This is a genomic window from Allopusillimonas soli (assembly GCF_004153445.1).
Lineage (GTDB): Bacteria > Pseudomonadota > Gammaproteobacteria > Burkholderiales > Burkholderiaceae_B > Allopusillimonas > Allopusillimonas soli.
This window is the reverse complement of record NZ_SDQC01000002.1, coordinates 697935-716601: the sequence shown is the minus strand read 5'-3', so window position 1 is coordinate 716601 and position 18667 is coordinate 697935. Positions and strand designations below refer to the sequence as shown.

General features: G+C 59.4%; 15 protein-coding genes. 11 read left to right on the top strand and 4 right to left on the bottom strand.

Going from position 1 to position 18667, the window contains the following annotated elements; genetic code table 11:
• Positions 1 to 59: 59 nt before the first annotated feature.
• Complete coding sequence (clpX, locus tag ERD78_RS09125; protein WP_129968946.1) at positions 60 to 1367, top strand: ATP-dependent Clp protease ATP-binding subunit ClpX; 1308 nt, start codon at positions 60 to 62, stop codon at positions 1365 to 1367.
• Between the two features lie 145 nt (positions 1368 to 1512).
• Positions 1513 to 3984 (top strand): endopeptidase La, encoded by a 2472-nt coding sequence (gene lon / locus ERD78_RS09120; RefSeq protein ID WP_129968945.1) that lies wholly within the window; start codon positions 1513 to 1515, stop codon positions 3982 to 3984.
• A 142-nt stretch (positions 3985 to 4126) separates the two neighbouring features.
• Here the strand turns inward: lon and ERD78_RS09115 are convergent, their stop codons facing one another.
• Positions 4127 to 4495 (bottom strand): DUF4148 domain-containing protein, encoded by a 369-nt coding sequence (locus ERD78_RS09115; protein WP_167668891.1) that lies wholly within the window; start codon positions 4493 to 4495, stop codon positions 4127 to 4129.
• A 213-nt stretch (positions 4496 to 4708) separates the two neighbouring features.
• On the opposite strand from ERD78_RS09115, the gene ERD78_RS09110 reads away from it, so the two are divergent.
• The 6 genes from ERD78_RS09110 to ERD78_RS09085 all read left to right on the top strand — a co-directional run bounded on the left by ERD78_RS09110 (position 4709) and on the right by ERD78_RS09085 (position 10305).
• Positions 4709 to 5608 carry a LysR family transcriptional regulator gene (locus ERD78_RS09110; RefSeq protein WP_129968943.1) on the top strand — a complete coding sequence of 300 codons (900 nt, stop codon included), beginning with the start codon at positions 4709 to 4711 and terminating at the stop codon, positions 5606 to 5608.
• A 119-nt stretch (positions 5609 to 5727) separates the two neighbouring features.
• Positions 5728 to 6075 carry a carboxymuconolactone decarboxylase family protein gene (locus ERD78_RS09105; RefSeq protein ID WP_129968942.1) on the top strand — a complete coding sequence of 116 codons (348 nt, stop codon included), beginning with the start codon at positions 5728 to 5730 and terminating at the stop codon, positions 6073 to 6075.
• Positions 6076 to 6152: 77 nt separating this feature from the next.
• Entirely contained in the window at positions 6153 to 6908 is a 756-nt protein-coding gene (locus tag ERD78_RS09100; protein WP_167668890.1) for a DUF3348 domain-containing protein, read from the top strand.
• 10 nt (positions 6909 to 6918) lie between these two features.
• Positions 6919 to 9012, top strand: a complete 2094-nt coding sequence (locus tag ERD78_RS09095; protein ID WP_129968941.1) for a DUF802 domain-containing protein — start codon at positions 6919 to 6921, stop codon at positions 9010 to 9012.
• On the top strand, positions 9009 to 9656 hold the full coding sequence (locus tag ERD78_RS09090; protein ID WP_129968940.1) for an OmpA family protein: 648 nt from the start codon (positions 9009 to 9011) through the stop codon (positions 9654 to 9656). Before ERD78_RS09095 ends, ERD78_RS09090 begins: the two co-directional genes overlap by 4 nt.
• Entirely contained in the window at positions 9649 to 10305 is a 657-nt protein-coding gene (locus ERD78_RS09085) for a DUF2894 domain-containing protein (RefSeq protein WP_245152394.1), read from the top strand. Before ERD78_RS09090 ends, ERD78_RS09085 begins: the two co-directional genes overlap by 8 nt.
• Before the next feature lie 49 nt (positions 10306 to 10354).
• On the opposite strand, the gene ERD78_RS09080 is transcribed toward ERD78_RS09085, so the two are convergent.
• Positions 10355 to 11263: a MurR/RpiR family transcriptional regulator gene (locus ERD78_RS09080; protein WP_129968939.1), complete on the bottom strand. Its 909-nt coding sequence runs from the start codon at positions 11261 to 11263 to the stop codon at positions 10355 to 10357.
• 353 nt (positions 11264 to 11616) lie between these two features.
• On the opposite strand from ERD78_RS09080, the gene ERD78_RS09075 reads away from it, so the two are divergent.
• Both ERD78_RS09075 and ERD78_RS09070 read left to right on the top strand, forming a co-directional pair.
• The gene (locus ERD78_RS09075) at positions 11617 to 12582 is read left to right on the top strand and encodes a Bug family tripartite tricarboxylate transporter substrate binding protein (RefSeq protein ID WP_129968938.1); all 966 of its coding nucleotides are present in this window, start codon (positions 11617 to 11619) and stop codon (positions 12580 to 12582) included.
• Complete coding sequence (locus tag ERD78_RS09070; protein ID WP_129968937.1) at positions 12579 to 14075, top strand: M81 family metallopeptidase; 1497 nt, start codon at positions 12579 to 12581, stop codon at positions 14073 to 14075. Before ERD78_RS09075 ends, ERD78_RS09070 begins: the two co-directional genes overlap by 4 nt.
• Before the next feature lie 41 nt (positions 14076 to 14116).
• Here ERD78_RS09070 and lexA read toward each other — a convergent pair whose 3' ends face one another.
• Both lexA and ERD78_RS09060 read right to left on the bottom strand, forming a co-directional pair.
• On the bottom strand, positions 14117 to 14776 hold the full coding sequence (lexA, locus tag ERD78_RS09065; protein ID WP_129968936.1) for a transcriptional repressor LexA: 660 nt from the start codon (positions 14774 to 14776) through the stop codon (positions 14117 to 14119).
• Between the two features lie 130 nt (positions 14777 to 14906).
• Entirely contained in the window at positions 14907 to 16109 is a 1203-nt protein-coding gene (locus ERD78_RS09060) for an amino acid aminotransferase (RefSeq protein ID WP_129968935.1), read from the bottom strand.
• A gap of 191 nt (positions 16110 to 16300) precedes the next feature.
• On the opposite strand from ERD78_RS09060, the gene uvrB reads away from it, so the two are divergent.
• Positions 16301 to 18325 carry an excinuclease ABC subunit UvrB gene (uvrB, locus tag ERD78_RS09055; RefSeq protein ID WP_129968934.1) on the top strand — a complete coding sequence of 675 codons (2025 nt, stop codon included), beginning with the start codon at positions 16301 to 16303 and terminating at the stop codon, positions 18323 to 18325.
• Positions 18326 to 18667: the final 342 nt, after the last annotated feature.

Below are 18667 nucleotides of genomic sequence, written 5' to 3'. Positions count from 1 at the left end.
CCTGTGTCCTGCCGGTGTCATTATCGACAGGTTCGTCCTGTCCATGGACTGAAAGATATATGCCCGAGAAAAAAGGATCGGCGGACGAAAAGACACTTCGCTGCTCTTTCTGCAACAAGAGCCAGCACGAAGTGCGCAAGCTCATTGCTGGCCCGTCGGTGTTCATCTGCGATGAATGCATCGATTTGTGCAACGACATCATCATCGAAGAGAGCCAGGAAGCCGCGCGCGATGCCATCCGCAACGAGCTGCCCACGCCGCGCGAAATCAAGGCCTTCCTCGATGGCTACGTCATCGGCCAGGACACGCCCAAGCGTAATCTGGCGGTGGCCGTGTACAACCATTACAAGCGCATCCGCTACGGGCAGGTCGAAGGCGACGACGTCGAGCTCTCCAAAAGCAATATTCTGCTCATAGGCCCCACGGGATCAGGCAAGACCCTGCTTGCCCAGACGCTGGCGCGCATGCTCGATGTTCCCTTTGTCATGGCTGACGCCACCACCCTCACGGAGGCGGGCTATGTCGGCGAAGATGTCGAGAACATCGTCCAGAAGCTGCTGCAAAACTGCAACTACGATGTCGAGAAGGCCCAGCGTGCCATCATCTACATCGATGAAATTGACAAAATCTCGCGCAAGGCGGACAACCCTTCCATTACCCGGGATGTTTCCGGCGAGGGTGTGCAGCAGGCACTGCTCAAGCTCATCGAGGGCACGGTCGCTTCTGTGCCGCCCCAGGGCGGGCGCAAGCACCCCAACCAGGACTTTGTCCAGGTCGACACTACCAATATTCTGTTCATCGTGGGGGGGGCCTTCGACGGCCTTGAAAAAGTCATCCGCGACCGCACAGAGCGTTCCGGCATCGGCTTTTCCGCCTCTGTGCGGGCCAAGACCGAGCGGGGGGTGGGCGAGCTTTTCTCCGAGGTCGAACCCGAAGATCTCATCAAGTTCGGCCTTATTCCCGAACTGGTTGGGCGTCTGCCGGTGGTCGCCACGCTCGAGGAACTCCAGGAAGACACGCTGGTGCGCATCCTTACCGAGCCCAAGAACTCCCTTATCAAGCAGTTTCAGAAACTGTTTGAAATGGAAGATGTCGAGCTCGACGTGCGCCCGGGTGCGCTGCAGGCAATTGCCAAGCGTGCCATCAAGCGGCGCACGGGCGCGCGGGGCCTGCGTTCCATTGTCGAACAGGCATTGTTGGGTACCATGTACGAACTTCCCTCCCAGAAGAACGTCAAAAGAGTGGTACTGGACGAAAACGCCGTCGTCGGCAAAGGAACGCCCATCCTCATCTACGAAGACGAGGCGGCGCCCGAGACCGAAGGCCGTCCGGCCGCATCGCGCAAGCTCAAAGATGCGGCAGCCTGAAAATAGCCCGATTTATTACAAGCAGGCATCCACGGCGGGCTCTTGAAATCGGAGCGTTTGCCGTTATATGTAGTGACAGTAGAGGTGAGAAGGGGGGCCGGATGCTTCCCTTTTTCATCTCCGGGTAAATTTTAAGGAAGTTACTATGTCTGCGAGCCAGATCCTCTCCACCGATTCGATGGAACTGCCTCTGTTGCCCCTGCGCGACGTGGTTGTGTTCCCGCATATGGTGATTCCACTGTTTGTCGGCCGGCCTCGCTCCATCAAGGCGCTTGAACTCGCCATGGAAGGCGGCAACAACATCATGCTGGTGGCCCAGAAGTCCGCTGGCAAAGACGACCCAAGCCCTGACGACCTGTATGAAATAGGCTGTGCGGCCAGCATTCTGCAAATGCTCAAGCTGCCGGATGGCACGGTCAAGGTGTTGGTCGAAGGCGTGCAGCGTGCACGTATCCATTCCGTAGCCGATGCCGAGACCCATTTCATGGCCGTCGTCAGCGCTGTCGAGCCTGATCAGGGTGAAGACGCCGAGGCCGAGGCATTGCGCCGCGCCGTCGTGGCCCAGTTCGAGCAGTACGTCAAGCTCAACAAGAAAATCCCGCAGGAAATACTCACCTCCCTCACCGGCATCGATGATGCCGGCCGCTTGGCCGACACCATTGCCGCGCACCTGCCGCTCAAGCTTGAACAAAAGCAGCAGATGCTGGAAGTGGTCAGCACCTCCCAGCGGCTGGAAAGCCTGCTGTCGCAGCTCGAGTCCGAAATCGACATTCTCCAGGTCGAGAAGCGTATTCGCGGGCGCGTCAAGAAGCAAATGGAAAAGAGCCAGCGCGACTACTACCTGAACGAGCAGGTCAAGGCCATCCAGAAGGAACTGGGCGAAGGCGAGGAAGGCGCCGACATCGAAGAGCTCGAGCGCAAGATCGAGGCTGCTCATTTGCCCAAGGAAGCGCGCAAGAAGGCGGATGCGGAGCTCAAGAAGCTCAAGCTCATGTCGCCCATGTCGGCCGAAGCCACTGTGGTGCGCAACTACATCGATACATTGATCGGATTGCCATGGCGCAAAAAAAACCGTATCAATTCATCTATCTCCAATGCCGAACAGGTGCTGGATGCGGACCACTACGGGCTTGAAAAGGTCAAGGAACGTATCATTGAATACCTGGCCGTGCAGCAGCGCGTCGATAAGCTCAAGGCGCCTATTTTGTGCTTGGTGGGACCTCCGGGCGTGGGCAAAACTTCGCTGGGGCAGTCGGTGGCGCGCGCCACAAACCGCAAGTTCGTGCGTATGGCGCTGGGCGGCGTGCGCGACGAGGCTGAGATCCGCGGCCACAGGCGCACCTATATCGGCTCCATGCCTGGCAAGATTCTGCAGAACATGGCCAAGGTCGGCGTGCGCAACCCGCTTTTCCTGCTTGATGAAATCGACAAGATGGGCGCGGATTTTCGTGGCGATCCTTCGTCGGCCTTGCTGGAGGTACTGGATCCCGAGCAGAACCACACTTTCCAGGATCACTACATCGAGGTGGACTTCGATCTGTCCGATGTCATGTTCGTGGCAACCAGCAATACGCTGAATATTCCGCCCGCGCTGCTGGACCGCATGGAAGTCATCCGGCTGTCCGGCTACACCGAAGATGAAAAGGTGCATATCGCCTTCGATCACCTGCTGCCCAAGCTCATGAAGAACAACGGTGTGCAGGAAGGCGAGATCACCATTGAAGAATCGGCGGTGCGCGACATTGTGCGGTACTACACCCGGGAAGCCGGCGTGCGAGCCCTGGAGCGCGAAATCAGCAAGATCTGCCGCAAAGTGGTCAAGAAACTATTGGCGGCCAATCCAACAGGCAAGGCCAAAGGCCAGAAGGGTGCACCTGCCCGGGTCAATGAGCGCATTGTCGTGACGTCCGAAAATCTCAACGACTTCCTGGGCGTGCGCCGCTTCAATTTCGGTATGGCCGAGAAGGAAAACAAGATCGGGCAGGTGACCGGCTTGGCCTGGACAGAAGTCGGTGGCGATCTGCTTACCATAGAGGTGGCCGACATGCCGGGCAAGGGCGCCATCATCCGAACTGGCTCGCTGGGCGATGTCATGAAGGAGTCGGTCGAGGCCGCTCGCACGGTGGTGCGGGCCCGCGCCCAGAAATGGGGCATTGCCAACACCGCTTTCGAGAAACGCGACCTGCACGTGCACTTCCCGGAAGGGGCCACACCCAAAGATGGCCCCTCGGCAGGCATTGCCATCACCACGGCTGTCGTGTCGGCGCTCACCGGTATTCCTGTTCGCGCTGATGTTGCGATGACAGGCGAAATCACACTACGCGGCGAAGTGCTCGGTATTGGCGGCCTGAAGGAAAAACTCTTGGCAGCTCACCGGGGCGGTATCAAGACGGTCATGATTCCGGAAGAAAACGTGAAGGATCTCGCGGATATTCCAGACAATGTGAAAAACCACCTTGAAATCATTCCGGTCCGCTGGATAGATCGCGTACTTGAGGTGGCGCTGGAGCGTATGCCAACACCACTCTCAGACGAAGAGGTGGCGCGCCTGGCCGCTGAAGCTGTGGCCAACGCCAAGCCCGCCGAGGCGGGCGCCGACAATCGCCTGAAGCACTGATCCTGCTGTCCGGATCAGTGCGGCCGGGGCTGGCTGACGTATTGCGGCCAGCCCCGGCCTTCGTTTATGGCCCATGCCGAAACACCACAAAAAAAGAAGGCCGCGAGGGCCTTCCAAAAGGGGACAGCATGGTAACGGTCAATCAGGCAGGAATGTGGTGATTGCCCGATGCGGCGTAGGCATGCAGCTCCTGCAGGACTTCGGCGCGGGATTTTTCAGCGCCTTGGTCAATGCGAACGACCGGATATTGCGCCGCTTCTCCCACGGAAACCCGACCCGCAACTTGCGCTGCAGCAAGTTCATTCAGAACTTCCGTACGGCTCTTGGTGCTGGTCGGCAGTGCGTCGGCGGGATAGGCTTCTTCGCCGATGGTGACAAGACCTTGTGCCTGGGCTTGCTGCAATTCGGCAATGACTTGCGCGCGGGTGACCGGCGTAGTGTCGGCAGCCTGTGCGAAACCGGCGGCGGAGAAACTCAGGGCAATCATGGCGGCAGTAGCTAGGGATTTCATATTCATACTCCATCAAGTAAGTTCAGATTGTTTCGAAGGGCCGGGAATGGCGGTTGTTGGCTTGCGCATTTCCTGTCTCGATGGGATGAAGTATGAGGGTTTACGATATAAGGATAAATACCTAATCCACGAATTCATTTTTCCAAAATAACTAGTAATAAAGCGGTAACATGTGATTTTGGTGGAATTATTGTTGGCAAAATTGGAATAGATATGTCGGCATCCCTGAACGATATTGCCTTGTTCGTGGAAGTGGCCCGTGGTCGCAGCTTCACTCGTGCCGCCGACACGTTGAACATGCCAGCTTCCACTATTTCCCGCCGCATCAGCGAGCTCGAGCGTAGTATTGGTGTGCGCTTGCTGAACCGCAGTACCCGCAAGGTCGAGCTGACGGAGGCGGGGGCCCTCTATTTCGAGCGCTGTCAGCACATCGTCGAAGAGGCCCGCATTGCGCATGAACAGCTGCTCGAAGGCGCCCAGCAGCCCAAGGGCCTGCTCCGTATGTCCATCCCGTCCAGCTTCGCGCTCTCTTTTTTGCCAGATGCCATCAAGGAGTTTTCGCAGCGCTATCCCGAGATTGAATGCGAGTACGACCTGAGCATCAAGCCCATCGATCTTGTGACCGAGCCCTACGATATCGTGATCCGCATGAGCCGCCTGCCTGACTCGGGTGTGGTCGCGCGCCAGTTGGGGCTGGTGAGGCTCGGGCTGTACGCGTCGGACGACTACCTTGAAAAGCATGGCGTGCCTCGAACACCGGCCCAACTGGCTCGCTATGAATGCCTGCGCGCCTCCACCAGCCGGGAGGATTCCATATGGCATCTGCGCTCGGGCGAGCGCATGGAACATGTCCATGTCAAGGGACGTATTGCCGTCAACAATGTCGCGATGCTTACGCGCATGGCAGTGCGCGGCGCGGGTATCGTACCCTTGTCCAGCCACAGGCTGGCGCACAGTACCGAAGCCGATACGCTCAGACGCATTCTTCCCGAATGGGAGTTTGAAACCATTCCGCTGGTTGCGCTATTTCCCTCCCGGCTAATGCCCTTGCGCGCTCGAGTGTTCATAGACTTTCTATGCGAAAAACTGGAGCGCGCGGACAAGCTTGCATAGCGGCCGGGCGCCGGCTTCCTGTGAGCCAGGCATTGCTAATGGCAGGGGTACGCGGGTGGGCCGATGCCGCTTGGGTCTATCATATAAAGCATGCCATTCAACCACACAGGAGCCTATACATGGACGACGCGATGTATCCCAACCCAACTCGGGAAATTGCCAACAAGCGCAAGGAGCTTGCCCCCGAACCCATGGCCGCGTTCAAGGCCTTCAGCAAGGCGGTGTTCGCGCCCGGTGCCCTGGATGCGCAAACCAAGCAAATCATTGCCGTTGCCGTGGCGCATGTGACTCAATGTCCGTACTGCATCAAGGGGCATACCGAGGCGGCGGTCCGCGCGGGCGCGACAGACCAGCAGATCATGGAGGCAATCTGGGTTGCGGCTGAAATGCGTGCCGGGGGCGCATTTGCGCATTCCGCGCTGGCCTTGCAGACGCTCGATCACGTTCATGCCAAGGATCACAGCTAGGTATACTGCGCTGCTTCCCCGGTGATCCGCCATGCGGCGGCCGCCAACGTGTAAAATCACTGGTTTTTGACCTTGGCATGGTGCAAGAGCTGCCCCAGCGCACGGGCTTTGGCGGTCCGGCGCTTATTCGCCTGCTTGTTCGCCTTACGGATACTGATGTCCAGGCGTCAAGGCAGCCGCTGTCCCGTCAGCTGAGCCAATGGCTTGACTGGTCGGATGCCATTGGGTTGTCCACTGTGCTGAATGGCCCGCCACCCGCCGTACAAGCCGGCGGGCTTGGCGATGACCCAGCGCGTGAGGCGGCGACGGAATACGATCAACTGCGCGACAAGCTGGAAAAAGCCATCCTGGGCCAGGATGCATCGCCGGCAACCCGGCGCCAGCGCGTATACCGGCGTTCGGTCATTGCGGCTGACGGCAAGCCTGCGGCACCCATCGAGTACCCGGCTTTTCGGCAGCGGTATGTGTCGCTGCAGGAGCGTATGGAAACCAGTATTTCCAATCTGCGCATTCGACTGCGCGCTGTGCTGGCAGCGAGGTCTCCCACCATGGCGAGGCTCGCGTTGGTCGATGCCGCGATGGAGCAGGCATTGGGCGGGCGCGAGCAACGCTTGCTATTGAAGGTACCGGCCCTGCTTGAATCGCATTTCGAGCATCTGCGCGATGCGGCGACAGATGCGCAGCACGGAGGCGAAGGGCGGGATGCCACGTCCACGGCGCCGGTGCCGTGGCAGGACGTTTTTCGCAGGGATATGCAGCGCGTACTGTTGGCCGAACTGGATATACGTTTGAAACCCATCGAAGGGCTGATTGCGGCGCTTCGCACTTGTTGACCGGAAGGTTATGACCCGACTCTTATACATAGTCATCTTTGCCGCGGGCCTTGCGGTTGCATTCTGGATCGGCAGGGGCTATGTGGCTGCCAATCCGCTTGCCCTGGCCGTCACCGTGCTCATCATCGTGGCGTATCTCGCGGGAGCGTTTGAGTTATATCATTATCACAAGGCCACCTCCTCACTGATCCGTGCGTTGTCCCGCCTTTCCGGTGCGCCCGCCAGCCTGGGCGACTGGCTCGCCGAGCTCAACCCGGCCTTGCGCAATGCCGTCCGCCTGCGGGTCGAAGGGCAACGCGTGGGCCTTCCCGGTCCATCAATCACGCCTTACCTGCTTGGTCTGCTTGTACTTCTGGGGATGCTGGGGACTTTTCTGGGCATGGTCAGCACGCTGCGGGGCACCGGCCTGGCGCTTGAAAGCTCGACAGATCTGCAGGCGATACGCGCTTCGCTGGCAGCGCCGGTACAAGGTCTTGGTTTCGCCTTCGGCACATCGGTGGCGGGTGTGGCGACCTCTGCCATGCTGGGACTCTTATCGGCGCTTTTGCGCCGCGAACGCATGTTGGCGGCTCGACGGCTTGATACGCAAATCGCCACCACCCTACGCATTCATTCGCAGACACATCAGCGCGAGGAAGAGCTCAGGCTTCTGCAGCGACAGGCGGAAATCATGCCGACGGTCGTTGATCGTCTTCAGGATTTGATGACAGCCATGGCGCAGCAAAGCAAGACTCTGAATGAAAAGCTTGTTGCCAGCCAGGACGCTTTTCACGCGAGAATCGAAACGGCTTATACACAGCTGGCTTCCTCGGTGGCGCAGTCGCTCAGGGAGGGCATTGCCGACGGAACGCGGGCAGCCGGCACGGTCATCCAGCCTTTGGTTGAAAACACCATGGCGTCGCTGGCACGCGAAAATGCCACGATGCATGATACTGTCACGCGTGCCATGCAGCAGCAGCTCGACGGATTGTCCTCACATCTTGAAACCACAACTGCATCGGTCGCGCAAACCTGGGATAGCAAGCTGGCGGCGCATCAGCAGACCAGTGAGTCGCTGGCCGGGCGCCTGCACGATGCCCATAATCGCTTTATCGAGGAATTCGATCAGCGTATCGTGCGCCTGCTTGGCGAGGTAGATACGCGCCTTGGCAATACGTCGCAGGCCATGTCTGCGGCCTGGCAGGAAGCGCTGGCGCGCCACGAGACAAGCGGTGAAAAGCTCGCCGACGACCATCGGCGGGCATTGGTGGATTCGGTTTCTGTTTTCGAGCAGCAGGCGTCCTCGCTGCTTCGCAAGATGGATGACAGCCACACCGATCTGCGCGCCGAGCTCATGGCACAGGATGAACAGCGCCTGGCCGCATGGGCTGCGGCGCTCGACACAGCCACGGCATCCATGTGCACGCAATGGGAGGCCGCGGCGGAACGGGCTGCGAGTCAGCAAGAGAAAACGTGCGATGCATTGGCGAAGACTGCGCAGGATGTGTCCGCCGAAACTCAGGCACAGGCTGGCAGGATCATGGCCGAGATCGCATCACTGGCGCAGGCTGCCGCGCAGGCTCCCGAGGCGGCTGCGCAGGTCATTGCTGAAGTGCGCGAGAAGCTGTCCGACAGCATGGCGCGGGACAACGCATTGCTCGAAGAGCGGGGACAGATGCTGGAAACGGTAAATACATTGCTCGACGCCGTCAATCATGCATCGTCCGAGCAACGTAGCGCTGTGGATGCATTGGTGGCGACATCCGCGCAGATGCTGGCGCGCATGAGCGAGCAGTTCTCGGGCAGTATTGAGACACAAGCCGGCAGGCTGACAAGCGCCGCGGCGCAAATTACCGGTGGCGCGGCCGAAGTGGCGAGCCTGGGCGACGCATTCGGCGTGGCCGTGGGGTTGTTCAGCCAGTCCAGCGAGACACTGGTCGGTCATTTACAGCGTCTTGAAGCCGCGCTCGAGAAATCGCTCACACGCAGCGACGAGCAGCTTGCTTATTACGTCGCTCAGGCGCGCGAGGTCGTTGATCTGAGCCTACTGTCCCAGAAGCAGATTCTTGACGATCTGCAGAACCTTTCCAGCCAAGCCGCTTCCGCCGGCACTGAAGCAGCATGAACGACGACATCGACGCGGGCGCGGAAGCGACCGTACCGGTATGGGCGGTCTTTGGTGACCTCATGTCGGTGCTTTTGGGCGCTTTTGTGCTGGTGCTGGTGGGGGTAATTGGTTTGCAGCTCGAGTTGTCTGCCCGGCTTGGCGATGAAATCAAGCATCGCCAGGAAGAGACACAGCGACGCAAGGCGTTGGAACAGGCACTTGCCAGGCCGTTGGCCGAAGGTCAGGTCACCCTGGTCAATGGCCGCATCGGTATCAGCGGCAGCGTGTTGTTTGCGCTCAACTCGGATGCGTTGCAGCCCGAGGGCAGGGAGGTGTTGAAATCGCTGATAGCGCCACTCACTGGATATCTCGATTCCCATGATGAGGTGTTGATGGTGAGCGGATTCACCGACAACCAGCGCGTGCACGAGGATAATCGACGATTCGCGGACAACTGGGAACTGTCAGCCGAGCGCGCCCTGACCGTTACGCGCGCACTGATCGACGAAGGAATCCCCGCGTCGCTGGTGTTTGCGGCGGCCTTTGGCTCCGAGCAGCCCGTGGCATCCAACGATGATGAAAGCGGCCGTGCCCGAAACAGGCGAGTGGAAATTTCGCTGATTCCCAAGCCTTCTATTGCAGCGGCCGATTCTCGTGAATAAGGGGATCGAGCTTGATGTACAGGCCACGCTGGATGCGTGGCGCTGCAGTGATGCGCATAATGTCGATCCGGTGCGGTTTCATTTCATTCAAGCACTGTCAAATCGCGCCGCCGCATTGGAAGGCGAGGCCCGACGTGTCCTGGACGACAGGCTTGCTGCATTGCTGCAGGCATTTCAGCGCGATGTGGACGCAACAACGGCGCTGCCAGCCGAAAGCGCATCAGCGTCTGATGGCCTCCTGGAACCGTCCGGCGGCCCTTTGCTCGCGCTCATGCAACACATTGCCAGCCACGCGCCGCGCGCCGCCAGCGGCCGTACGCCGCAGCACGGAGCGCTGCCGCGAGAGACCTGTCCCGAACCACCTTTCATGGATTATTTCCGCCAGGTCTGGGCAGGTACCAATACCCGGCGCCAACTGCGGCATGCATTGGAGCAGGTCCCCGACAATGCGGGCCCGTTGAACTCCAGTATTCTCGTGCATCGCATGCTGTCGCTAATGCGTGATGCCGCGCCCGATTATCTGGACCACTTCATTGCCTATGTGGATGCATTGGCATGGATGGAGCAATTGGCTGGTGACGATCTGGCCCCAAGCCATGGCACAGGACGGCGCGATGGCACAGGCAGCAAGCCAGCGCGCGGCGCATAACGATACGCGATTTTTCCGGCGGGCTTCACTTATCTGTGATGCACGCCGCTTACGGGCGGTGATGCGACTTCCCGGATGGAAGCGACTTTCCGGGCTGAACGTAAATCTGCAGATCCCGCAGCTGGGTTTCACTCTTTCTTATCTTGCCCAGGCTGTTTCTTCCGCCGTCAGCCACCAGCATGGCGACCAGCGTCTGCGCTATGGCCATGACAGGCACGATGGATGGAAACAACGATGGCGTGGTGTTCTCCACGACGATTAATGCTTCCGCATGCGGGGCAACGGGTGAAATGACGCTGTCCGTAATAGCGACAATGTGCAGGCCCTGTTCGTGGGCGAAGCGTGCGGCGGACAACGCGTCTCGGGCGTAGGGCTCATAACTGAATATGACGAGTGTGTCGCCAGGCCGGGCATGGCGCAACTCGTCGAAAGAAATGCCGCCGGTGCCGGATAGCAGCGTGGTGTTGCGCATGAACATGCTGCAGGCGTAGTTGAAATAGAAAGCTGCGGGAAACAGACTGCGCAGGCCTACCGTGTAGATGTGACCGGATGTCGCAAGCCGATTTTTCGCCGTCCGAAGCGCGGCCAGTGTGTCGGCATTACTCATCTGATGCAGGTTATTGCTGTCGGCGGCTATCATCTCGCTGATGAGCGTGTCCGTCTTGTCGCGGCCCTTGCGCTGCTGAAGCGCCGTCGCCCTATCCGTGAATGGACCGGCACTGCGTGAAAGCCATTCGCGATATACATTGCGCAGACTCTCATAGCCATCGAATCCCAGGTGGCGGGCCAGCCGGTGCATTGCGCTGGATTGCAAGCCTGCATTGCCGGCGACTGTCCGCATGGAGTGCAGGGCGATTGCGCGCGGATTATCGATTGCATAGCGCGCAGCGCGCTGCAGCGTGGGCGGCAGCAGCACGAATTTTTCCTTGATGAGGCGATCGACCGTGGCCTTGTCCACCCGTTCTCCTGTTGAATTGAGGGCGTCTCATTGTATGTCCCGAACGCCATCCATGAATATGTCCACAGCGCTGCCCATAATGCCCTTGTTCGATCCGTCCAGCCGCCCTGAAAGCGAGCCTTTTGCTGGATGCTCGCACGCTGGCGTCCGTCTGGTCTGGTGAATGCATCGGGCGCAATTGCCGCCTGATTCGCATCGGTGCGCCTGATAGCCAACTAAGCTACCTGTTCCCTGCGCCTTGCCTTTGCCTTTGCCTTTGTTTTGCTTCGCTTGTTTCCCTTCCGCATAGATCATATGATGCATATTACGAATAAATAGATCAAATGCTTATCCAATTGAAAGAGAGGCACATCATGAAACGTGGAATTATTGTCTGCGCTCTGGCATCGTTCTTGGCGCTGTGCGCCGCGCCTGCTCTTGCCGATGGCTGGCCGGCGAAACCCATCCGCCTTATCGTGCCATTCGGGCCCGGCGGCACCACCGATTTGCTGGCCCGTTTGGTGGCTGATGGTCTCTCCAGGCAGCTTGGCCAGTCTGTAGTGGTCGAGAACAAGCCTGGTGCCGGCGGTAACATCGGTGCCGCGGAAGTTGCTCGGGCCACGCCCGACGGCTACACAATGTTGATGGGCACGCCAGGCCCATTGGCGATCAATCCGTATATTTACCCAGAAATGAGTTTCGATCCGGCAAAGGATTTTGCCGCGGTATCGCATGTGGCGGATGTTCCCAACGTCATTCTGGGCTATCCCGGTTCCGGCCTGAAGAACATGCGGGATGTGCTCGAGGAAGCAAAGGCGCATCCGGGAAAACTGAACTGGGGGTCCCCAGGTGTGGGCAGCACAGGGCACATAGCGCTCGAGCTGCTCAAGCAGCTGTCAGGCGTGGATATCACGCACGTCCCATACAAGGGCGCGGCCCAGGCTACGACGGACCTGATCGCTGGCAATATCCAGCTCGCCGCTGATAATGTGCCTACCGCCCTGGCCAATATCCGCGCTGGCAAAGTCGTGGCCCTGGGCGTGGCCAGCAAGCAGAGGCTCGATGTCCTGCCTGATGTCGAGCCCGTCGCAGACACAGTGAAAGGCTATGCACTATCGTCCTGGTTTGTGATCGTCGCGCCGGCCGGCACACCTGATGACATCATTGCGCGCCTCGCTCGAGAAATCGACGCATTCGAGCAAAAACCCGAGATCAAGGACAAGTTCAAGGCGCTTGGTGCCATGCCTGTGGGTGGGACACCGGCGCAGCTGGCCGCCCATCTTGATTCGGAACGCAAGCGATTTGGCGGCATATTGGAAAACCTAAGGGCGGCCAAATGAGTCGTAAACGCCTGGCCGTCGCCCGGCTCTGGTTTGAGGGCAACGCCTTTAGCCCCATGCCCGTTGGTTTGGCGGAATTCATGAATTACGAATGGCAGAAGGGTGACGCAGTGCTTGATGCAATGCGCGGCACAGCACATGAGCTGGGGGCCGTGGCAGATTTCGCGAACGCGCACCCCGACTGGGAAGTCGTCATGCTTCGCTGTGCCGCAGCGGCGCCCGCCGGTCCGATAGACGAACAGGTATTTGCGTCTCTTGTTGCGGACTTGCAGCAGGATCTGCTGGATGGCAAGCAGAATGGTGGATGGGATGCTGTCTATCTGTCACTGCACGGTGCGGCAATAACCAGTCGTCGCGAAACGCCCGAACTGGACCTGGCCCGGGCCGTACGCATGCTGTTGCCCGGCGTACCCATGGGCGCCAGCTTTGATCTGCATGGCAATCTCCCGCCTGAATGGGCGCAGGTGCTTGATTTTGTCAGCGCCTACCGGACGCATCCTCATGTCGATCTGGCTGAAACCGCGCGCCGCGTCCTGGATGTATTGCGGCGCTGCGTCGAAAGCGGTTTGAAGACGCGGCGTGTACTGATCAATGAGCGCGTCATACTGCCCAGCATCAACATGCGTACCGCAGCCGGCCCCATGGCCGAATTGGAGCGCGAAGCGCGCGGCCTTACTGTTGGCGCAGTGCTCGACGTGTCGGTATTTGGTGGGTTTCCGTATTCTGACACGGCATGGACGGGGGCGTCGGTGTTTGTGACCAGCGATCGGGAACAGGATCCACAGGGCGAACAGGCGGCTGATGCGGCGCGTCAGATAACGACGCGCATTCATGCGCTTGCTGAACAGTTTCGCATTCGATTACCCAGCGCGGCGGATGCGGTGTCTGCGGCATTGGCCAATAGCAAGCCCGGCCTACTTGCAGTCACAGATTCCGGAGACAACCCTTTGTCGGGCGGCAGTGCAGATACGCCCGGACTCTTTCGTGCACTGCTCGACATTGAACCCGAAGTGCCGTGCCTTTTCGCCAGCTTTGCACAGCCTGATGCCGTGCGTGCTGCGCGCGCGGCAGGATTGGGACATGAGGTTGATGTTTTCCTGGGAGGCCGACATGGCCCGCAGTTTGGCGAAGGCATAAGGTTGCAGGCTATCGTGGAGCATGTTTCGGATGGCTTTTTCCGCAATACAGGCCCTATGCAGCGCGGCGTCGAGCGGTCTTGCGGCTTTAGCGTGGTATTGCGTGTCGTGCGACAACCGTTCATCAGGGTGATTGTGACCGAGCGTGTTGCCGCCGCCGATGACCCGGCATTCTATGCAATGAACGGCTTGGATCTGACCGTGCTGCGGTTGATCTGTGTGAAGGCCAAAAACCATTTCCGAGCCGCGTTTGCCGATCGTTGCGTGGAAATCATTGATTGCGACGCACCTGGCCCTGCCTGCCAGGATCTGTCGAAGCTGCCTTTTCGGCATCCTCATATTCCAGCGGAATATTGATCTGGCTAAGCCAGGGATGCCAGTGTTGCTGGTGGCCGAACCTAATGCAGGGGCGTATTGCGAATAAGCCCGACCGCGATGCCTTCGATGGAAAACTCCTGGTCCTCGGTGACGATGATGGGCTGGAAGTCGGGATTCTCGGGCAGAAGCTCTATATGCTTGCTCGAACGCAGAAAGCGCTTGACGGTGACCTCCTCGCCGATGCGGGCAACCACAATCTGCCCGTTGCGGGCCTCGGGGGCTTTGCGCACGGCAAGTAGATCGCCATCGAGAATGCCGGCATCGCGCATGCTCAGACCATGCACCCGCAACAGATAGTCGGGTGTTTGGCTGAAAAGACTGGCTTCGATGCCAATTTCACGCTCGACATGCTCGGCGGCGAGAATGGGGTTGCCGGCGGCGACACGTCCAACCAGCGGCACCAGCAGCTGCGATGCGGCCGCCATGGCACGTGATGGAAGCGAGGCATCGCCCGAGGCCGTGGACGGCCCCACTAGCCGGATGCCTCGCGAAGCGCCCGCGGTAAGCTCGATGGCGCCCTTGCGCGCGAGAGCCCGCAAATGGTCTTCCGCCGCATTGGCTGACCTGAAGCCAAGCGTACGGGCGATTTCAGCGCGCGTGGGCGGAAAGCCGGTATGGGCGATTTCGCTGCGGATGAGATCGAGGATTTGTTGCTGTCTTTCTGTAAGCTTGAGGGCCATGGCTTTCCAGACTGTGTTTATATACAGCCTCGATTCTGCGGCATTTTTGAACAAAGATCAAGCCATGGGCCGACCTGCGATCTGCCTGCGACACCGTTGCGTGCCCGCCACTCAAGCTACGGGCGCAAGGTCAGCCAATAACGCTCGCCACGGCCTTGGCAACATAATCGATATTGCCGCTGTTCAGGGCGGCGACGCAGATGCGCCCGCTGCCGACGGCGTAGATGCCGTGTTCCTCGCGCAGGCGCTCGACCTGGTCGGCGGTAAGGCCGGAGTAGGAGAACATGCCGCGCTGCGATTTCACGAAGCTGAAATCCTGCGAAACGCCGTGCTCCTTCAGCTTGTCGACAAGCTGGGTACGCATGCTGCGAATGCGGTCGCGCATGCCGGCTAGTTCCTGTTTCCACAGCGCGAACAGCTCGGGCGTGTTCAGCACCGACGAAACGACCATGCCGCCGTGCGTCGGCGGGTTGGAGTAATTGGTGCGAATGACGACTTTGAGCTGGCTGAGCACACGGGCCGACTCTTCCTTGCTGGAGCACACCATGGTGAGCGCGCCGACTCGTTCGCCATACAGGGAGAAGGATTTTGAGAACGACGAGCTAATCAGCATGGTGAGATCGCGCTGCGCGAACAGGCGCACCACCGACGCGTCCTCTTCCAGCCCGTCGCCAAAGCCCTGATAGGCGATGTCCAGGAAGGGCACCAGATTGCGATCGCGAACCGTATCGGCGATTTGCGCCCATTGCTCGGCGGACGGGTCGACCCCGGTCGGATTGTGGCAGCATGCATGCAGGACGACGATGGTCTTTTCGGGCAGTGCGCGCAGCGCAGCCAACATACCCTCGAAATTGAAGCCATGGGTGGCGGCATCGTAGTAGGGATAGGTTTCGACCGTGAAGCCTGCTTCGGCAAACAGCGCGCGGTGGTTGGCCCAACTGGGATCGCTGATGACAACCTTGGAGCCGGGCAGCAGGCGCCGCAGGAAATCGGCGCCTATCTTGAGGGCGCCGGTGCCGCCCAGGCTTTGTGCCGTGAGGACGCGGCCGGAACCGACCAAGGGAGAGTTCTCGCCCAGAAGCAGCTTCTGGGCGCCGGAGTTGTAGCCGGGAATGCCATCTATAGGCAGATAGCCGCGCGCGGCATGTGCCGCCACACGGGCTTCTTCGGCCTGGCGCACACAGTCCAGCAGCGGAATGCGGCCCTCATCATCGCTGTACACCCCCACGCCCAGGTTGACTTTGTTGGGCCTGGTATCGGCGTTGTACTGTTCATTCAAACCCAGAATAGGGTCGCGTGGAGCAAGTTCGACGGATTCGAAAAGGGATGTCATTTTCAAGGAGGCCTGGGTGCGAGAAAAAAGAAGGGTGGGAAAAAGAATATATGAATGAGATAATAAGGGGTTTACCCTGATAGTGTCCAGTATGGGCGCGCAATTTGCGGCATCGCGGTGACGGCAAAACGGTAGTTTTCCGCCCGGCGCTGCGCGCCATCCCCCTCCCTCATTACACGGACAACGGCAGCATGACCACCACCAAGCCCGGTTTCATCGACTTTCCCGACAGCCCATTCAAGCTTTATCAGCCTTATCCGCCGGCTGGCGATCAGCCTGCAGCGATCAATGGATTGGTGGAGGGCATTGATGACGGCCTGATGTACCAAACCCTGCTGGGCGTCACCGGATCGGGCAAAACCTACACCATGGCCAATGTCATTGCCCGTTGTGGCCGGCCAGCCATTGTGCTGGCGCCCAATAAAACATTGGCGGCGCAGCTGTATGCGGAAATGCGGGAGTTTTTCCCTCGCAATGCGGTGGAGTATTTCGTTTCCTATTATGACTATTATCAGCCCGAAGCCTATGTGGCCGCCCGTGATCTGTTCATCGAGAAAGACTCCTCGATTAACGAGCACATCGAGCAGATGAGGCTGTCTGCAACCAAAAGCCTGCTGGAGCGGCGCGACACGATTATCGTCGGTACCGTGTCCTGTATTTACGGTATCGGCAATCCCGGCGACTATCATGCCATGGTGCTGACGCTGCGCGAGGGCGACCGCATCCCGCGGCAGGAACTGCTCGGCCGCTTAGTAGCGATGCAGTACGAGCGGAACGATGTGGAGTTTGCGCGCGGCATTTTTCGGGCGCGCGGAGAGGTCATCGACGTGTTCCCGGCTGAGCACGCCGAGCTGGCCTTGCGCATCACGCTCTTTGATGACGAGATCGAGTCTCTGGAAATGTTCGATCCGCTTACGGGCAAGATCAGGCAGAAAATACCGCGCTTCACCGTTTTCCCCAGCTCGCATTATGTAACGCCGCGGGACACCATATTGCGGGCTATCGGCACCATCAAGGAAGAGCTTCGGGATCGCCTCAAATTTTTCGTTGATGAGGGAAAGCTGGTCGAGGCGCAGCGCCTGGAGCAGCGTACCCGATTCGATCTGGAAATGCTGCAGGAGCTGGGCTTCTGCAAGGGCATCGAGAATTACTCGCGCCACTTGTCAGGTGCGGCGCCGGGCGAGCCGCCGCCGACGCTCATCGACTATCTGCCGAGGGATGCACTCATGTTCATCGATGAAAGCCATGTCACCATGGGCCAGCTCAGCGCCATGTATCGCGGCGACATGTCGCGCAAGTCCACGCTCGTGCAGTTTGGTTTCCGCCTGCCTTCGGCCGTGGATAACCGGCCGCTCAAGCTCGAGGAATTCGAGCAGCGCATGCGTCAGTGCGTGTTTGTGTCCGCGACACCCGCCAACTATGAACAGGAGCATGCGGACAGCATCGTGGAGCAGGTCGTGCGGCCGACCGGGCTGGTCGATCCGGAAGTGCTGGTTCGCCCCGCGATCACCCAGGTGGACGACCTGCTGGGCGAGGCCAAGAAGCGCATTGCCGTGGGCGAGCGCGTGCTGGTCACCACCCTCACGAAGCGCATGGCGGAGGATCTTACCGACTATCTGTCTGAAAATGGCCTGAAGGTGCGATATCTCCACTCCGACATCGACACCGTGGAACGTGTGGAAATCATCCGCGATCTGCGGCTCGGCGTGTTTGATGTGCTGGTGGGGATCAACCTGTTGCGCGAAGGCCTGGATATCCCGGAAGTGTCACTGGTTGCCATACTCGATGCGGACAAGGAGGGTTTTCTGCGATCCGAGCGCAGCCTTATTCAGACGGTGGGCCGGGCCGCGCGCAATATCCATGGTCAGGCCATTCTGTATGCGGATCGTGTTACCGATTCCATGCGGCGGGCCATGGACGAGACCGAGAGGCGGCGGCAGAAACAGTTGGCTTTCAATATGCAGCACGGAATTACTGCGCGCGGCGTATCCAAGGCGGTGCGCGAGCTCATTGATGGCGTCATGGGCGCGCCGCAGCCCCAGGCCGCCCAAGATGACATTCCGGCGGAAATTCTGCGCGACGACAAGGCGCTGGCGAAAGAAATACGGCGGCTGACGAAGCTAATGACCGATCACGCCAAGAATCTGGAGTTTGAGCAGGCTGCCGCGGCGCGCGATGCCTTGAATCGGCTCAAGGAAAAGGCCCTGCTGACCTGAAACTGCAATGCCGATTCGTCCTCGGTGTCCTGGAGGAGGCGCGCGGTGCCAAGGCGCGAATACCCGGCGCAGCCAAGGGGCACACTGACGGCGAAAGCGGGGTGCTATTGATCGCTGACGCAGGACGTCTCGGGCCGGAGGCCATCCCGCGGGAACGCGATTTGCTTTGTGCGAGTCCAATAAGGTCAGGCAGGCAATGTTGGTAAAGGCCAACACTCCACGGGAAATTCATCATCCCGTAATATACCTTCGGCCTTCTGGCAAACGTAGTATTGCCTTTGTATAACCTAGGGTTTACCATTATTACTTCGAGGTTTTTTTGCATGGTCCGCGGTTTTGTTG